The organism is Pseudoalteromonas sp. SG45-3, assembly GCF_014164075.1.
In the GTDB taxonomy this organism is placed as follows: Bacteria; Pseudomonadota; Gammaproteobacteria; order Enterobacterales; family Alteromonadaceae; genus Pseudoalteromonas; species Pseudoalteromonas distincta.
Genome location: NZ_JACJEN010000005.1, coordinates 52,687 through 68,467, shown reverse-complemented (window position 1 = coordinate 68,467; position 15,781 = coordinate 52,687). Strand labels below are relative to the sequence as shown.

The following is a 15,781-nucleotide window of genomic DNA, read 5'->3' as shown; positions in this document are numbered from 1 at the left end:
TTCAATTTTACAGAGGCTCAAAATAACCTATTTATTTAAGGATGATTTTTTACAATAGCCATCGAGTATCAAGTTAATCTCGTTTGCAGGCATAGGTTTTGAAAATAGAAAACCTTGCAAGTAGTCTATGTTTAGTTTTTTACATAGCTGATGTTGGGCTTTCGTTTCGATTCCTTCAGCTACCACAAAAAAATCTAATTTTTTTAGCATTAAAGATAAACTCTCGATTATTTTTAATCGCTTATTATTTTCTCCATCCAACGACTGCATGCTTTTGTCTAATTTTACTATATCAATAGGGTAAGATATTAGATGAGATATGGATGAGTACCCCATACCAAAATCGTCCAAAGCAATCCTAAATCCCTTATTAGACAAAGAAGTTAATATCTCAATCACTTCTTTACTATTTTCCATAAAAGCTGTTTCTGTTATTTCAAGAATAATACTGTTGGTTTTTAAGTTGTATGTTTTGACTGTCTCTAATAAATAGCTCTCTAAAATCTCTTTTTGTAGCTGAATAGGTGAAATATTGATAGATAGTGTTAAGGGAGTTTCATAGCTTTGCTGCCATAAAGATAACTGCTCTAAAGCGCTCGTAATTATCCATTTTCCAAGAGGGGCTATTAATCGGCACTCTTCAGCAATAGGAATAAATTCATCAGGAGTATAATGAATGGTTGTACCTGGCCAACGGATAAGGGCTTCGACACCTGTCATTATTTGTGTTTTTGAACAATAAACAGGTTGATAAAATAGCCTAAAGTTTTTTTCCTCTATATGCTCTTTTATACTATTTTGAATATCTACTCGGCGACTAAATTCGTACTGATATTGCTCTTTGTAAAAGCTAATTCTACTTTTACCACTTTGCTTTGAGCGATACATTGCAATGTCAGCACATTTTAGCAGTTCATGAGATTCAGTAGCATCATTTGGGTATATGGCACTTCCAATGCTAACACTGCAATTTAAAGTTCTGCCTTCATGCAAAAAGGGTTTAGAAACTTCTGCTAAAATTCTATTTGCTATCATACCTATTTGATTAATATTGCAAATTCCACCTATTATAACTGCAAATTCATCGCCTCCTAAGCGTGCAAATCCTTCATTTTGCCTCAGGCAACTATGAATCCTTTCTACTGTTTGTATTAAAATTTCGTCGCCGACACTATGGCCAAGCGTATCATTAATATTTTTGAAGTTATCTAAATCTAAAGCTAGTAACGCCACGCAGTTTTTAGCACGTTTATTGTTAGCTATCATTACTTTTAGTATTTCTTCAAAATGATATCGATTAGACAAACCAGTAAGCTGATCCCGTTCTGCCATATGCTTTACAGCAAGATAACTGTTGTGCATACGTTGTTCTGCCTCGAAGCGTTTTTTGGCATATATAAGCGCTTTATTTAAACTATCCCTCGTTATATCACCTTTTGGTAAAAAGTCTTGAGCGCCTGCTTCTATACACTCAATAGCCAAAGCTGAGTTCTCTGAGGAGCTAATCATGATAATTGCGGTGTTACCGAGTTTAGGCTTTGCACGCATTTCAATTAGCATTTCAATGCCATCTTCTTTAGGCATATTATAATCGAGTAGTATTATATCAAAGTGCGTGTCTTCAATGACTTTCAAGCCCTCGGATACGCACGTTACTTCGGTAATGTCATGATGATGAGAGCCATCAGAAATAAGCATTTTTTTAATTAATTTGCGATCAACTAAGTCATCATCAACAATTAAAATATTCATAAGTTCCTTCTAAGAGCAGCTAAACTATGCTCGTTTATAATTGATAATTTCATAGTTAAACTTTGGGCCAATAAATAGTAAATGTACTGCCAAGCTTTCCATCGGAGGCTACTTCAATTTTGCCCCCATAATTGATAATGAGCTTATTGGCAATACAGAGTCCGATGCCGCTCCCTTCAACGTCATCTCGAGATTGTAATGTCTGAAATAACTTAAATATGAGTGAAAAATATTTAGGGTTAATTCCTGGACCATTATCTTTTATTTCAATAATGTAATATTGATTAGAGGGGATAAGTGAAATGTCGATAACCGAGTGCTCTTTATTGTTATGTTTTATTGCATTACTAATAAGGTTTTGAAAAACAGCTTTAAAAGGGATCAGTGGTATATCGAGTACTTCGTTATTGGCGTGTATATCTACAGTGACAGTTTGTGGAACTTCTAAAATTTGTTCTATATCTTGATAAAGACTTTCTAAAGATATGTTTGCACGAGTTGAATCACAGCTATTTATTCTCGAGTAACTTAGTAAATCTTCTAGCAGTACTTGCATTCTATTAGCCCGGCTGAGCACAAGCTGAAAGTTTTCTAGGTGCTCCTGGGGGAGTAAATCTTTGCAATCATCATAAACCCATTCTAATAAACGTTTTATAGCATTTAATGGCGACTTGAGATCGTGTGAAGCAATACTGGTAAATTCATCAAGTTCATCGCTCATTTTTTGTAATTTTTTAATTAAGCGATCTTTTTCAGTTTCGTCTTTCTTGTTTTGCTCGCAAATTGTTGAGTTAAACTTAGCACTGTTTATTTTATCTAATAAGTTTTTACGTTGGACTAACTGATTTACAAAGTTTTTTTGTAAACTATTTAAAATCGATTTTTCTTTTTCTGTAAGTAGTGAATCACTTGCTCGCTCGAATATCAACCATCCAAACTTAAGACCTGAGGGCAAAATGATAGGCGATATAACTCTGAATATTTTAGGGTTAGACTCGATAATCGATTCACTAAAAACGTCATTAGGTAGTTGTTCTTTAGCTACTGTTATTTCTGAACCTGATTTATATAGCTCGACAGCACGTTGAGGCAGATTAGCAACAATAGAAAATGAGCTCGCATCAAAAATGTTTAAAATTAGCTCAGCAATGTTTTCTATGTTTGTTTGAATGTCATTATCAAGAGAAGTTGTTAATTGTTGCTCATCTATTAATGATACACCTTCTATATAACTTTCTACATTGGGCATTCAAACTCCTACAACAGTATTAAATATACCTCATTAAAATGAGGTGTAACAAATGATTAACTTATTGTAGTTGATTATTTTAAATGCGTTGAATAATTTGCATTATTAATAGACTTCAAATTAGGGTTTTACCTTATTATAGTCAGCAGGTTATGAATCAATTTCAAAATAAGGCAAAACTCAATCTGGGTGTGAAATTTGTAACTTAATAAATAACTATTATTTAGGGTAGTGGTATTACTAAAGATCAACATGCCCAAGTAAAAACAGCATATTTAATCGCTCATTTGTACAATTGTTTGCGCTACGCTAAATAAGGTTTTATGCGTATCCATTGCTTGTTTTTGTAGCTGTTTATGGGCTTGCTCTTCGGTGAGCTTTAACTGCTCAATAAGTATGTACTTGGCTTGGTGAATTACCTTTTGCTCACTAATAACTTTTTTAGCATCAAGTAACGCTTGGTTTATTTGTTTTATATGCTGGCTTTGCTCGATAATTAAATCATACATAGTTTTATTACTGTTGAGCTTATCGGCCGCTATATTTTGGTTTACTTCTGGCTCTGGTTGCTTAATGGCTAATTGGCCAAAAGTAGGGGCTATGTGTTGCTCTGCCATATTGTTAAGTACTTGCTTATTTGTATTTAAACTACGTTGAGCACAGGCTATTTGCATTGCTGCAGTATCAATTAATTGATCTGCTATATTTTGTTCAATTTTGTGCATTATATCTATGCGCGTAGTGGTTACTTCGTACCATACTTCGCTTAGTTGCGAGAGCGGTTGAGCATTCTCGTCATCGAGTTTTTGCAGTAAACTTCTAAGTTGCTCTACCTGATTATTAACCTGATGTGTTGTTAACGTGGCAAAGCATTTTAAAAGGTGCGCATCGGCGTACTCATTAAAAAAGTCAAAGCTGTGGTTTTGCTCTTGTTCAAAATGCGCGAGTTGTTGTTTTTGCTCAGTGGTAAATTTACTCGCTGCAAATGCTTGTGCACCACAGGCGCGCTCTTGTCCTGCGTACTCTTTACCTTGCATAAAATTGAAAAATGCGACTAACAAACGCGTTATTTTAGGATCGCTTGCGCCATCTGCTGCCTCTAAAATAATATTGAGTAAACTAGCAATTAACTGAGTGAATGACTGCGTAGCATGCACTGCACTAATGTTTTGTTGTGCTATTTGATTGCGTAGTTCGGGCAATGCGTCAAGTGTTTGCAGGCTATAGGTAATTAAATTAAATAACCGAGTATGACCAGTATCGGCGTTGTCGTTTATAAATGTTTGTTTAAGAGAATCATAAAATGCAGTTTGTGCGCTGCTGCTTAAAGGGATTTGTTCTTGTAATTGGGTTTTAAATCGCTCGCGATTTGAGGCCAAAAAGATATTACTCATTGCACGTTCTTTTTGTAACTGATGTACAAAATCGCCTAACTTAGTAAGCGAGGCACAACTGTTTTGTAATTGCTTTAGCGCGTGTATTTCTTGATACTTAGCCGCTAATAAAAACTGTTTTGTGAGAGGGTTGCTTGTCGCCATTGGTATTATTCCACACTTTTTTGTTTTTAAAGTGCAACCACTGTTCCAATCATTAATAAATTTCATCATTGAATTTAAAATCAAGCTAATACAATTGCTTAAAGTATTATTTTTATTTGTCACTGTGTTTCTATAATTTAACTTGCCATTACTTTTAACTTATTTGGTGCATTTAAGTATGTTATTGCACACAACTTGAACCCAAATTAAAAACAAAAAAAGCGCCTACTCCTGGGGAGGTAGTAAGCGCGAAAAGTGCATTATTCATTTTACGTCATGCGTTAACATTTACACTGTTTAGTAACTCAGGACTAATAGCCATTTTATGATTTATTACTTCACCAATCATAATTAGGGTAGGGCCTTGAAGGTTGTGTTTAGCATGCTCATTTACTATTTTCTCAAGCGTACTGGTAATTACTTTTTGCTTAGTAGTAGTGGCATTCTCTATTAGTGCGATGGGTGTATTACTTGGCCAGCCCACTGATTGCAAACCGCAGCTTAGCGTTTGTAAGCGCGAAAGCCCCATATAAACCACTAAAGTGGGGTTGTTGTTTGCAGGCATAAACGCGTAATTTTGCCAATGAGGTTGCTTGTTAGGATCGGCAAACTGCGCTGTTAAAAATGTAACACTACGCGCTACATCGCGTGCAGTGAGCGGAATACCCGTATAAGCGGACGTAGCACAAGCCGTTGTCACACCCGGAACAATCGCAAAATTAATATTATGCTTAGTTAGCGCATCGGCTTCTTCGTTAATACGTGCAAATATACTCGGATCGCCGCCTTTTAAACGCACTACGTTTAAGCCTTGTTGTGCGTATTTAACCAGTAATTCGCAAATGTTAGCTTGGGTCATCGAATGCTTACCAGCACGTTTACCTACAAATACTCGCTGTGCTTTTTTAGGAAGCGTTTTTAATAAATCATCGCTTACTAACCAATCGTATAAAACAACATCGGCGGTATTAATTAATCGCTGCGCTTTTACCGTAATTAGCTCTGCGTCTCCTGGACCCGCACCAATTATATAAACATTGCCGCTTTTAGCACTGCGACTATTTGAGCTCGTTAACTTAGCAACAAGCTTATTTAGCCACACGTTTTCAATACCCGAAAAATAAGACAGTACACTCATACTATTCCCTTAAGCCACTGCTGTTGTAACTTTTGGTTCAGCGCTTATAAATACACTGCCGTCTTCAATTTTTGCATTAAAAACAGGTAGGTGTATTGCTTCTGCTTCTAAACATTCGCCTGTTTCTAGGCAAAAGTGTTGCTTATATAAAGGCGATGCGACAACTAATTTATTGTCGACTGAGCCAATAATGCCACGCGACAATACATTGGCTTTGCCAATCGGGTCGTAGTTGCTAATGGCAAACACAGCCGTTGGATTTTGTGGAATGTAAAAAATAGCCACTTGCTGATTATTAACTAATGCGCATACGCCGCTATTAGCCACTAGGTTGTCGATTGTTCCAATATTATGCCAAGACATCAGCTTGCTCCTGTTCAACTTCCATTACTGGAATACGGTTTTGTGTATTACGTTGCTCACGTTTTTCGGCTTCTGTAGCAGGGCGAATTTGGTTACGCTCTTGCACAAACAAAATGTTGTCGTCGGTTTCGGGGCTATTAACAAACTGGCGGAATCGTTTGGCAGCATCTGGGCTTTCAATCGCTTTTTTCCATTCACACGCATAGGTTTGTGTAATTAATTCCATTTGCGCTTCTAGCTCGTCGCAAATGCCTAAGCTGTCGTCAATTACTACGCTTTTAAGGTAGTCTAAACCGCCTTCAAGGTTTTCCATCCATACCGACGTACGCTGCAATTTGTCAGCCGTTTTAATGTAAAACATAATTACGCGGTCAATGTATTTAATTAGTGTTGGCGTGTCTAAATCGGTCGCAAATAAATCAGCATGGCGAGGGCGCATACCGCCATTACCACACACGTATAAGTTCCAGCCATTTTCGGTGGCTATAATGCCAATATCTTTACTTTGTGCTTCGGCGCATTCGCGGGTACAACCCGATACCGCCATTTTAAATTTATGCGGTGCGCGTAACCCTTTGTAGCGGTTTTCAATTTCTATTGCGTGTCCAACGCTATCTTGCACACCATAACGACACCACGTACTACCCACACACGATTTAACAGTTCTAAGAGACTTACCATAGGCATGACCGGTCTCAAATCCGGCTTCTATAAGTCGCTCCCAAATAACAGGAAGCTCTTCTAAACGCGCACCAAATAAATCAATACGTTGACCACCAGTGACTTTGCAGTACAGGTTAAAGTCTTTGGCTACTTGTCCAATTACAATGAGTTTGTCGGGTGTTATTTCGCCGCCAGCAATACGCGGTACCACAGAGTACGAACCATCTTTTTGCATATTTGCTAGGTACGTATCGTTAGTGTCTTGCAAACCAACATGAGCGGGCTCTAAAATAAAGTCGTTCCATGTTGAGGCTAAAATAGAGCCAATGGCAGGTTTACATATTTCACAGCCATGACCGCTGCCGTGTTTAGTTAGTAAGTCATCAAACGTTTTAATGCTTTCTACTTTTACCATGTGCAGTAGTTCTTGGCGTGAATACGCAAAGTGCTCACATACATGGTTGTTAACTTCAACACCACGACTTGCTAATTCGTTATCAACAACTGATTTTAGTAACGCAGCACAACCGCCACAGCCGCTTGCTGCTTTAGTGCATGATTTTACCGAGGCTAAATCGCATGAGCCGCCATCAATTGCACCTACAATGTCGCCTTTACTCACATTGTGACACGAACAAATAGTGGCGGTGTCGGGTAGGGCACTGCCCGATAACGACGGCGCGCCGCCGCTGTCTGGTAAAATTAAACACTCAGGGTTTTCTGGTAAGTCCATGTCGTTAAGCATGTACTGCAATAAAGTATCGTAGTCGCTGGTATCGCCAACTAGTACAGCGCCCAGTAATTTATCGCCTTTTTCACTTAGTATGATTTTTTTATAACAGCCGCGAATAGCGTCTTGGTATATAAGCTCTTTACAGTCAGGCGCTTTTGCATGAGCGTCGCCAATTGAGCCTACTTCTACGCCTAACAACTTAAGTTTTGTGCTCATGTCAGCACCTAAAAACTCAAGCTCGCCACCACTTAATTGACTCGCTGCAACGCGCGCCATGTTGTAACCCGGTGCAACTAAACCAAATAATTTTTTGTCCCACAGGGCACATTCACCAATGGCTAAAATATCAGGATCTGACGTTTGGCATTGGTTATTAATAATAATACCGCCGCGTTCACCAAGCTCTAAATCAGCAATTTTGCCGAGTTGGTCATACGGGCGAATACCGGCAGAGAACAAAATTAGGTCTGTTTCTAAAAATGACTCATCCGAAAAATTTAATCTAAAGCGACTCGTTTCGCCTTTTACTATTTCGCTGGTCGCCTTTGATGTATGTACCGTTACGCCAAGTTTTTCTATTTTATTTTTTAGTAGCGTACCGCCTTGCCCATCGAGCTGAACAGCCATAAGTTGTGGCGCAAATTCAACTACGTGGGTATCAAGCCCCAGTTGCTTAATGGCGTTAGCGGCTTCAAGCCCCAATAAACCACCGCCAATAACTACACCACTTTTACTTACAGCTGCACTGGCTTTTATTTGTTCTAAATCTTCTAATGTGCGATACACCAAACAATGGGGTTGGTCGTTACCTTTTATAGGCGGCACAAATGGGAACGAACCTGTAGCGAGTATAAGTTTGTCGTACGGGTATTGCTCACCGGTTAATGTGGTCACTATTTTTGCTGATCTATCAATGTCTTCAACCCACTGGCTGGTATGCACATTAATATTTAGTTGTTTATAGTTGTCGTGAGTGGTAAGTGCTAAATCGGCGGCTGTTTTGCCATCAAATACACTTGATAAATACACGCGATCGTATGCAAGATTTGCTTCTCCGCAAAGTACGGTAATGTCTGCGTTGGCATCGCTTTGGCGCATTTGCTCAACAAAGTGGTGTCCGACCATACCATTACCAATAATGAGTATTTTTTGCGAGGTTTGCATATGGCATTCCTTAAAGTGACGGTTTAAATACAAATAACAAAAAAGCCCGCCACAAATACGCATTAAGCATAATTGTGTGCGGGCTTCTTTGCCGATGGTTGCTAATAGCTATAGTGCCAACAACCTAAATTTTTGCCGTAAATAAAACTGGCTTGTTAATAGAGTGTTTGCAAAAACATAGCCAGTTTTTTAAGTTGTTGTTTAAATAGTATTTAATGTTTTTTTAGAGTGAATGAAAAACCCGTTTTGACATATGTTGGTGCGCGCCTGGCACTAAGAGGGTGCAAGTATTGTCATTGTATTGTGCATTATCAGTCAATAAAACACCCATTATCATTCATTGTGTATTGAGTTAAATTTAGCCCATAAAATACGCACACGAATTACAAGCAAAATGATAAACACAAATTCAATAGATGATTCCCCTTTTCACGAAGGCGAGTTGGCAATACAAGACAAACTCGGTAAACGAAAAATAATGGCAACATTTAGCAAACGTGGCGTGCGCTCATTTATGCCAGAGCAGCATAGAAAGTTTGTGACTCAAAAGGTTACGTCGTTTATTCAGTTTTTATTTGAAAAGTTTGAAGCTAAGCCAAAAACCAAAAAGCCTAAAATCAGTTAAGTGATTTTAGGCTTTTTGGTGCAGGTTATTAAATTTATTTTAAAATAACCACAGGCACATCGCTGTTCTCGAGCATTTTAATGGTGTTACTGCCCACAAAAAACTGCCTTAGTTTAGAGTGCCCAAATGCACCCATTACAATTAGTTCTACATTATTTTGTTCTTTATATTGCATTAACGAGTCAAAAATATTGCCCTCTAAAAAGCTTGCCGACACTTCAAAGTCCATACTGATAAGCTTGTGCTGTGCGTTAACAAATTTTTCTTCAAGGTCTTTTTCGTTATTTTTAATACTCACTAAATGACAATGCAAACCATGTAACAAGCCGCCATCAATCACTTGTTGTAGCGCTTTGTCGGCTGTTTCGCGGCCGTCGTACGCAATCATAAATGATTTAGGTTGTTTAAATGTTTCAGGAATAAGCAAAATAGGTTGTGTTGCATTGCGCACTAAGGTTTCTATATGTGAGCCCAGCACCGCGAAGCTATTACTATGTCCAGCACCATTTTGGCCAATAACAATAAGGCGTGTATCGTCTTTTAAGTCTATAACGGTATCGAGCAAATCACCGTGGCGCTTAATTAGTTCAAAATTAGTAACACCTGCCGATTTAGCATGCTCACTTACTGAATTTAATAATTCGTCAGCCATTTTTAAACTTACTTTGCAGCGTTGTTCGTCAAGCTTAGTCATTTCATCAAGAAGTGTTGACTGTGCACCAAGCCCAATACTACCAGAGTAGTCGCCGATATTAGTTTGCTGCGTTTTTTCAATTGTATGCACAAAGCTAATTGGTTTATTTAGCTTTTTTGAAGCCCAAATAGCAGCATCGGTTACATTTTTAGTAATGGCTGATCCATCTACATAGGTAATTATTTTAGTCATTGCATTCTCCTTAATGTCCGCCAAGTAGTTTTTCGACTTCTTCAGGGTTGTTATGCACACCAAATTTATCAATTACAGTTTCGGTTGCGCTATTCATACCAATAATACTAACCGTTGCGCCTTCACGCCTAAATTTAATAACCACCTTGTCGAGTGACGATACACCAGTTATATCCCAAAAATGTGCATGGGTTAAATCAATTACCACGTTAGAAACCGCATTTTTAAAATCGAACGATGCAATAAATTGCTCAGCTGAGGCAAAAAATACTTGGCCAACGACTTCATAGGTTATTTTATCGTTGCTTTCATCATGCTTGGTTTTAACCACCATAAAGCGACCAATTTTATTGGCAAAAAACAACGTAGCTAACAACACACCAACTAAAACGCCAATGGCTAGGTTATGCGTTGCAACAACCACAATAACGGTGGAAATCATCACTACATTTGATGAAAGCGGGTTCTTTTTTAAATCCTTAACAGATGTCCACGAAAACGTACCAATCGATACCATAATCATTACCGCAACTAAGGCTGCCATAGGAATTAACTGCAGCCATTCATCTAAAAACACCACCATGATGATTAAAAATGAGCCTGCAATAAAGGTAGAAAGCCTGCCGCGACCACCCGATTTAACATTAATAATTGATTGCCCAATCATAGCGCAACCCGCCATACCACCAAATAAGCCTGCGCCAATATTAGCAATACCTTGGCCCTTACATTCTTTATTACGATCGCTCGTTGTATCAGTTAAGTCATCAACAATAGTGGCGGTCATCATTGACTCAAGTAAGCCCACAACAGCAAGACCAATTGAATACGGTAAAACAATTTGCAGTGTTTCGAGTGTTAGGGGGACATCGGGCCATAAGAATATAGGTAGAGTGTCTGGTAGTTCGCCCATGTCGCCAACGGTTCTTATATCAAGACCCAAAAATATTGAAACCAGTGTAATAACAACAATACACACTAAAGGAGAGGGAAGTATTTTGCCAATAGTTGGAATATACGGAAATAAGTAAATAATACCTAAGCCCGCTGCGGTCATCGCATAAACATGCCAAGTAACATTAGTCAGCTCAGGTAACTGCGCCATAAATATTAAAATCGCCAGCGCATTTACAAACCCTGTTACAACAGAGCGCGATACAAAGCGCATTAATTCACCGAGCTTTAAAAAGCCTGCAAATATTTGTAGTACACCAGTGAGTAAGGTAGCAACCAGTAAGTATTCCAAACCATGGTCTTTAACTAGCGTTACCATTAACAGTGCCATTGCACCGGTAGCCGCCGATATCATGCCAGGACGTCCGCCTACAAAGGCAATAATAACCGCAATACAAAATGAGGCGTATAAACCTACTTTTGGATCAACACCGGCAATAATAGAAAAGGCAATCGCTTCAGGTATTAGGGCAAGCGCCACAACAATACCAGCAAGCACATCGCCACGAACATTAGAGAGCCAATCTCTTTTTACGTGATCAAACATGTAATAAACCTAATTAGTTAGTTTCCCAAAGTATAGGGGAGTATTTTATTTAAATAACAGTGATTCTCGCGCAGATGGCGATTAAGGTTGCACGTAACGTGCTGATGAAAAAGAGGAGTGGTTGCCTAGGGCGGCGTAAGTTTCAAGAAAAAAGCTCCTTTTGATTAGTTTATATTAATAATGCGGACGAATTATAAACATCACATATATATTAGCAATATGTTATTTGGCCTTAAAGACCAAACATTAATTTAATTATGCATTTGCTTATTTAAAACTCAAATGTAAAACCAAACTCTCTTAGTTTTTCGTATAAGTTTATATCAAAACGGTACAAAGTAGCAGCTCGGTGAGCTACGTTGGTTTGTTTTTCTTTGCAGTTTATGAGTAAGTTTATTTTTTGGAACTTACGTCTAAAGTTAGGCTTATCGAGTGATTTATTTAAAATCGACTCGTAAATTCCTTGTAGCTCAAGCAAGGTAAACTTTTCAGGGAGCAGGCTAAAACCAATCGGCTCGTGCCTTACTTTATAGCGTAAGTAATCTAAGCCACTTTTTAAAATGTCGGCGTGGTCAAACATTAAAGGGAGAACGTTATTTACATCAAACCATTCACATTCTAAAGCATTGTCGCCGCTCACAAGATTGGTTTCTTCAAAGCGTACGAGCGAATAGTAAACAATGGTTATAATACGTCTAGCAGGGTAGCGGTCAACGTTACCAAACGCACCTAACTGATCTAAATAAAGGTTTTCAACACCGGTCGTACTTTTAACAACACGCAGAGCTGCTAACTAATGGTGACTTTGAAGCCGGTCTTGATTCATGGCAATCACGAGGCAGTGCTACTATTTCACTTGAAACAACCCAAGCTCACAGCGGGCAAAACCTATAATGTATCTGCGTGGGTTAAGTTATCTGACGATAACACAGCGGTATCGCCAGGAATTAAACTTACACTGCAAATTGAGCATGCGAGCACTGAATACCTCGAGCTAACCACTGTTACAAACGTAATTGCAGGCGATTGGGTAAAGCTTTCGGGCACTTATACCCATTCAATAACAACCGAGGAAAGTGCGGCTTTACTTTATGTGGAGTCAAACGAACTGACTGCTGATTTTCATGCAGACGACGTATCGGTCATTTTGGTAGAACAATAAACCAAACTAAAAGTAATTAACCCCACATTTGATAGTCTGTATTTTTATACAGACTATCAAATGTGGGGTTTCATAAAAAGAAGTGCACTATGCTTTTATATTAGTAATGAGTATCGCTTTAAAGCGACATATACCGTCATTATAAATACATTAGCACGATAACGCCGGTGCGTGAAAAGCTATATTAGTTTGACTCAAATGACGAAAGTTTCTTTTGAACGTTATTTCGCAATACATCGTCTATGTACTCATTAAATGCCTTATTACCGGTTATCACGGGGTTTCGTTGATCAGATTTACGATTTTTTAATGTATTAATTTGATTAATTAGATCATGTGAAAACGGGTGGTTTGAGATACTTCCATCAACATCGTTTTTGTTTGCAATTTTTTGAAAATAATTTAAAGAGTGCAAATAAGTTTGATTTGCTTCTTTAGTATCCGGTAAACCGGTACCTCCCCAAAGTGCAACTGTATGAGGTATGCCATTATCTGTAACAGGTATTATCAAAGACAACCCACCAGGCGTATGTCCTGGTGTAGCAAGTACAGTTAAATTAGTTTTACCTAAACTTATTTTTTCGCCATCGATAACTTGGGTGTAAGTGCTAGGTAATGGTATTTCGGTAGAAAAGTTACCGAAAGGATCAGTTAATACAGGTGCACTTGGATTATGGATGTAGTCCCACTCATTTTTTCTCATTAAAATTTTAGCGCCATAATGTGATTCAAAGTAGTGAGCGCCGCCATAATGGTCGCTGTGGCCGTGAGTAACTATTACGTATTTAATATCTTCAGGATTTAAGCCTAACTCTTTTAGTCCAGGAACAATCACATGTTTGGCATCGTGCGGAGTCCACATGGTATCGATTAAAATAATGCCCTCAGTTGTAGTGATAACAAAAGTGCCTACGCTGATATATCCTACAAAATAAAGGTTATCAAATAGCTGAGTGGGTTCAACAACAGTGGTATTGAACAAATCACTAGAGGTTAGCGAGGAAGGTAATTTATTTAATCTAGTACTTATTTTATCTTCACTCAATTTTGTAATATTACCGTTATTTGATGTTGTGCAGCCGCTCAGTAAGTAAGTTATTACTGTAATCGAGAAAATGCCTAAAAATGTTTTTTTCATATTTTACACCTTAGTTAATTAGGCATATTAAAAGCCCAAGTAATAAACTTTAGTACGTCGTATATTTAATTATTAAATACAGGGTATGAACTCAAAATTAAAATTTAATGAATAAAACAACTTTAGCCTTTGTTTGTTTAGAGATCGAGTTTGTTATCTTTAGGCTAAATGAGAGATGCGAAAGCATTAGTCATTTTGTAAAAGAGGGTTTGAATAACGATAGAAGCGAATATATCGTTATTCATTGTATTGAAAATAGCTCTAGGTTACTTACTATCTAAGGCGTTTATATCATTGAGTCGGTTAATTATGATATTAATTAATAAAGCACATAAAATAACGGCAGGTATTGCATTGGCAACACTGTCGTAAACTACATGAAAAAATGTTGCACCAGCCATAATAACTAACAAACCACTTGCAGCTAAAATGCTTAGTTTTTTGATCCAAATAGCAATAGCACCCGCAAGTTCACTTGCACCAATAAAATAGCCAAACCAAGCAGGTAAACCCATAAGAGCAAAAGATAAGTGCATTTGCTCAACTCCTGCTAGTTTTGCAGAGCCTGCAGCTATAAAGGCAAGTGTTGTTAATCCTAGTGATGTATACATAAAAATTCTTTTTACTTTTGTGCTCATGTTATTCCCAACTTTAATAAGAGTGGTTTAAGCAGATGCTTAGCTTTTGACGTTAGAATAATCACAGTTCTTATTAATTAATATTGAATGTTTTTTTATAAGATATAAACTTTAGCTTTACATGTTTGGCGTAAATTATGAAATTAGAACAGCTTAGTATGTTTGTTACTGTTGCTCAGGTTGGATCATTGAGTGAAGCAAGTGCTCTTTTACACAAAACTCAACCAGCTATAAGCCAAGGCATTAAGCAACTAGAAAATACCCTTAACTTTGCCTTATTTAGTCGTAATGGTTATCGGTTAGAGCTTACCAGTGCAGGAAAAACTATGTTTCATAAGGCTATGAAATTGCTAGATGATGCAGCACAACTTAAACAAGTTGCACACCACATAGCACAGGGGAACGAGGTAAGTATAACGATTGCAATTGAAGCATCATTTAATTTAAAGGGTATTTTACCATTACTAAAAAATATGCAAAATCAGTTCCCTGAAACTCAAATAATAATCAGGCAAGAGTACATAACAGGTGCAATTGAAGCCTTACTTGATGGCGGTGCCGATCTGTGTATAACACCAACAATGGAGTTTTCTGCACAAGAAGAGAAAATTGAAAAGCATTTGTTAAATAGCGGCTCATTAATCAATGTAGCTTCCCCTTTGTTGTTAAAGCGAAATCCAAACCTAAGGCAAGCCACTGATTTGTTGAACGAATACCAAATAATTGTGCAGGACTCAGGCACTGGTTCAAAAAACATAGAGTGGGGTGTTCAGCAAGGTCAGCGACGATGGTATGTAAATGACTTTCCAACTAAAAAAATGCTTATCGAAAGTGCAATGGGTTGGGGCAAATTACCAGGTTATTTAGCTGATGAAGGTATTGCAAATAATACTCTGAAAATGCTGTCACTTAGTGATGTGCAAAATATAACGCCTCTAAAATATTACATTATTAAGAAAAGGGGAGAAGTGTTGGGGCCTGTAGCAGAGGCTGTGTGGGAGCAATTTAAAAACTATCAGATATAACAATCTTATATATGTGAAAAACTTATTTAAGTGTTTATATTGAGGTAATTTTGCAGCTTGTAAAATTAACGAAGGATTGGTTGTTGCATCAACCGGTTGTAGGGCTTTGATTGACTCTACATCGCCACTGTCGGCAACGACCGTGGTTACTTTTTTGAGTTGTTCTAACAAGTTCATAATGATGTACGCCTCGGCTTTAAAACCGA

Annotated in this window: 15 protein-coding genes; 3 read left to right on the top strand and 12 right to left on the bottom strand. The window is 37.8% G+C overall.

Features of this window, described 5'->3' with window-relative positions; translation table 11 throughout:
- Positions 1–27: 27 nt before the first annotated feature.
- From H5126_RS07925 to nirB, 6 genes are all read right to left on the bottom strand, one after another.
- Positions 28–1,752: a GGDEF domain-containing response regulator gene (locus tag H5126_RS07925; protein ID WP_182720892.1), complete on the bottom strand. Its 1,725-nt coding sequence runs from the start codon at positions 1,750–1,752 to the stop codon at positions 28–30.
- Positions 1,753–1,807: 55 nt separating this feature from the next.
- The gene (locus H5126_RS07920; RefSeq protein WP_182720891.1) at positions 1,808–3,001 is read right to left on the bottom strand and encodes an ATP-binding protein; all 1,194 of its coding nucleotides are present in this window, start codon (positions 2,999–3,001) and stop codon (positions 1,808–1,810) included.
- 275 nt (positions 3,002–3,276) lie between these two features.
- Positions 3,277–4,539 carry a nitrate- and nitrite sensing domain-containing protein gene (locus H5126_RS07915; RefSeq protein ID WP_024606321.1) on the bottom strand — a complete coding sequence of 421 codons (1,263 nt, stop codon included), beginning with the start codon at positions 4,537–4,539 and terminating at the stop codon, positions 3,277–3,279.
- Between the two features lie 274 nt (positions 4,540–4,813).
- Complete coding sequence (gene cobA, locus H5126_RS07910; RefSeq protein ID WP_182720890.1) at positions 4,814–5,677, bottom strand: uroporphyrinogen-III C-methyltransferase; 864 nt, start codon at positions 5,675–5,677, stop codon at positions 4,814–4,816.
- Positions 5,678–5,686: 9 nt separating this feature from the next.
- A complete protein-coding gene (nirD, locus tag H5126_RS07905) occupies positions 5,687–6,040 on the bottom strand; it encodes a nitrite reductase small subunit NirD (RefSeq protein ID WP_182693842.1) in 354 nt (117 codons plus the stop codon).
- Positions 6,027–8,600 carry a nitrite reductase large subunit NirB gene (gene nirB, locus H5126_RS07900; protein ID WP_182720889.1) on the bottom strand — a complete coding sequence of 858 codons (2,574 nt, stop codon included), beginning with the start codon at positions 8,598–8,600 and terminating at the stop codon, positions 6,027–6,029. Before nirB ends, nirD begins: the two co-directional genes overlap by 14 nt.
- A 394-nt stretch (positions 8,601–8,994) precedes the next feature.
- Here nirB and H5126_RS21475 point away from each other — a divergent pair, with 394 nt between their 5' ends.
- Positions 8,995–9,225 carry a hypothetical protein gene (locus H5126_RS21475; RefSeq protein ID WP_259413598.1) on the top strand — a complete coding sequence of 77 codons (231 nt, stop codon included), beginning with the start codon at positions 8,995–8,997 and terminating at the stop codon, positions 9,223–9,225.
- Between the two features lie 34 nt (positions 9,226–9,259).
- Here H5126_RS21475 and H5126_RS07890 read toward each other — a convergent pair whose 3' ends face one another.
- The 3 genes from H5126_RS07890 to H5126_RS21470 form a co-directional block, all read right to left on the bottom strand.
- On the bottom strand, positions 9,260–10,111 hold the full coding sequence (locus H5126_RS07890) for a universal stress protein (protein ID WP_024596346.1): 852 nt from the start codon (positions 10,109–10,111) through the stop codon (positions 9,260–9,262).
- Between the two features lie 10 nt (positions 10,112–10,121).
- Positions 10,122–11,612 (bottom strand): SulP family inorganic anion transporter, encoded by a 1,491-nt coding sequence (locus H5126_RS07885; protein ID WP_182695775.1) that lies wholly within the window; start codon positions 11,610–11,612, stop codon positions 10,122–10,124.
- Between the two features lie 271 nt (positions 11,613–11,883).
- Positions 11,884–12,252: an NrtR DNA-binding winged helix domain-containing protein gene (locus H5126_RS21470; RefSeq protein WP_310736027.1), complete on the bottom strand. Its 369-nt coding sequence runs from the start codon at positions 12,250–12,252 to the stop codon at positions 11,884–11,886.
- Between the two features lie 216 nt (positions 12,253–12,468).
- Between H5126_RS21470 and H5126_RS07875 the strand changes: the two genes are divergently transcribed.
- Positions 12,469–12,774, top strand: a complete 306-nt coding sequence (locus H5126_RS07875; RefSeq protein ID WP_259413595.1) for a carbohydrate binding domain-containing protein — start codon at positions 12,469–12,471, stop codon at positions 12,772–12,774.
- A gap of 184 nt (positions 12,775–12,958) precedes the next feature.
- Here H5126_RS07875 and H5126_RS07870 read toward each other — a convergent pair whose 3' ends face one another.
- Together H5126_RS07870 and H5126_RS07865 are read right to left on the bottom strand one after the other, a co-directional pair.
- Positions 12,959–13,912 (bottom strand): MBL fold metallo-hydrolase, encoded by a 954-nt coding sequence (locus H5126_RS07870; protein ID WP_182720888.1) that lies wholly within the window; start codon positions 13,910–13,912, stop codon positions 12,959–12,961.
- Between the two features lie 266 nt (positions 13,913–14,178).
- The gene (locus H5126_RS07865) at positions 14,179–14,523 is read right to left on the bottom strand and encodes a DoxX family protein (protein WP_259399362.1); all 345 of its coding nucleotides are present in this window, start codon (positions 14,521–14,523) and stop codon (positions 14,179–14,181) included.
- 164 nt (positions 14,524–14,687) lie between these two features.
- Here H5126_RS07865 and H5126_RS07860 point away from each other — a divergent pair, with 164 nt between their 5' ends.
- Positions 14,688–15,575, top strand: coding sequence for a LysR family transcriptional regulator (locus H5126_RS07860; protein ID WP_182720886.1), 888 nt, complete (start codon positions 14,688–14,690; stop codon positions 15,573–15,575).
- Here H5126_RS07860 and H5126_RS21700 read toward each other — a convergent pair.
- Positions 15,486–15,755, bottom strand: coding sequence for a transaldolase family protein (locus tag H5126_RS21700; protein WP_371544056.1), 270 nt, complete (start codon positions 15,753–15,755; stop codon positions 15,486–15,488). The genes H5126_RS07860 and H5126_RS21700 overlap by 90 nt on opposite strands.
- Between the last annotated feature and the right edge of the window lie 26 nt (positions 15,756–15,781).

What these genes read in the sequence shown, in the direction of transcription:
- nirB (WP_182720889.1), bottom strand. Translation starts at nt 8,600, where the DNA reads ATGCAAACCTCGCAAAAAATACTCATTATTGGTAATGGTATGGTCGGA.
- H5126_RS07870 (WP_182720888.1), bottom strand. Translation starts at nt 13,912, where the DNA reads ATGAAAAAAACATTTTTAGGCATTTTCTCGATTACAGTAATAACTTAC.
- H5126_RS07925 (WP_182720892.1), bottom strand. Translation starts at nt 1,752, where the DNA reads ATGAATATTTTAATTGTTGATGATGACTTAGTTGATCGCAAATTAATT.
- H5126_RS07885 (WP_182695775.1), bottom strand. Translation starts at nt 11,612, where the DNA reads ATGTTTGATCACGTAAAAAGAGATTGGCTCTCTAATGTTCGTGGCGAT.
- H5126_RS21475 (WP_259413598.1), top strand. Translation starts at nt 8,995, where the DNA reads ATGATAAACACAAATTCAATAGATGATTCCCCTTTTCACGAAGGCGAG.
- cobA (WP_182720890.1), bottom strand. Translation starts at nt 5,677, where the DNA reads ATGAGTGTACTGTCTTATTTTTCGGGTATTGAAAACGTGTGGCTAAAT.
- nirD (WP_182693842.1), bottom strand. Translation starts at nt 6,040, where the DNA reads ATGTCTTGGCATAATATTGGAACAATCGACAACCTAGTGGCTAATAGC.
- H5126_RS07860 (WP_182720886.1), top strand. Translation starts at nt 14,688, where the DNA reads ATGAAATTAGAACAGCTTAGTATGTTTGTTACTGTTGCTCAGGTTGGA.
- H5126_RS07915 (WP_024606321.1), bottom strand. Translation starts at nt 4,539, where the DNA reads ATGGCGACAAGCAACCCTCTCACAAAACAGTTTTTATTAGCGGCTAAG.
- H5126_RS07890 (WP_024596346.1), bottom strand. Translation starts at nt 10,111, where the DNA reads ATGACTAAAATAATTACCTATGTAGATGGATCAGCCATTACTAAAAAT.
- H5126_RS07865 (WP_259399362.1), bottom strand. Translation starts at nt 14,523, where the DNA reads ATGTATACATCACTAGGATTAACAACACTTGCCTTTATAGCTGCAGGC.
- H5126_RS07920 (WP_182720891.1), bottom strand. Translation starts at nt 3,001, where the DNA reads ATGCCCAATGTAGAAAGTTATATAGAAGGTGTATCATTAATAGATGAG.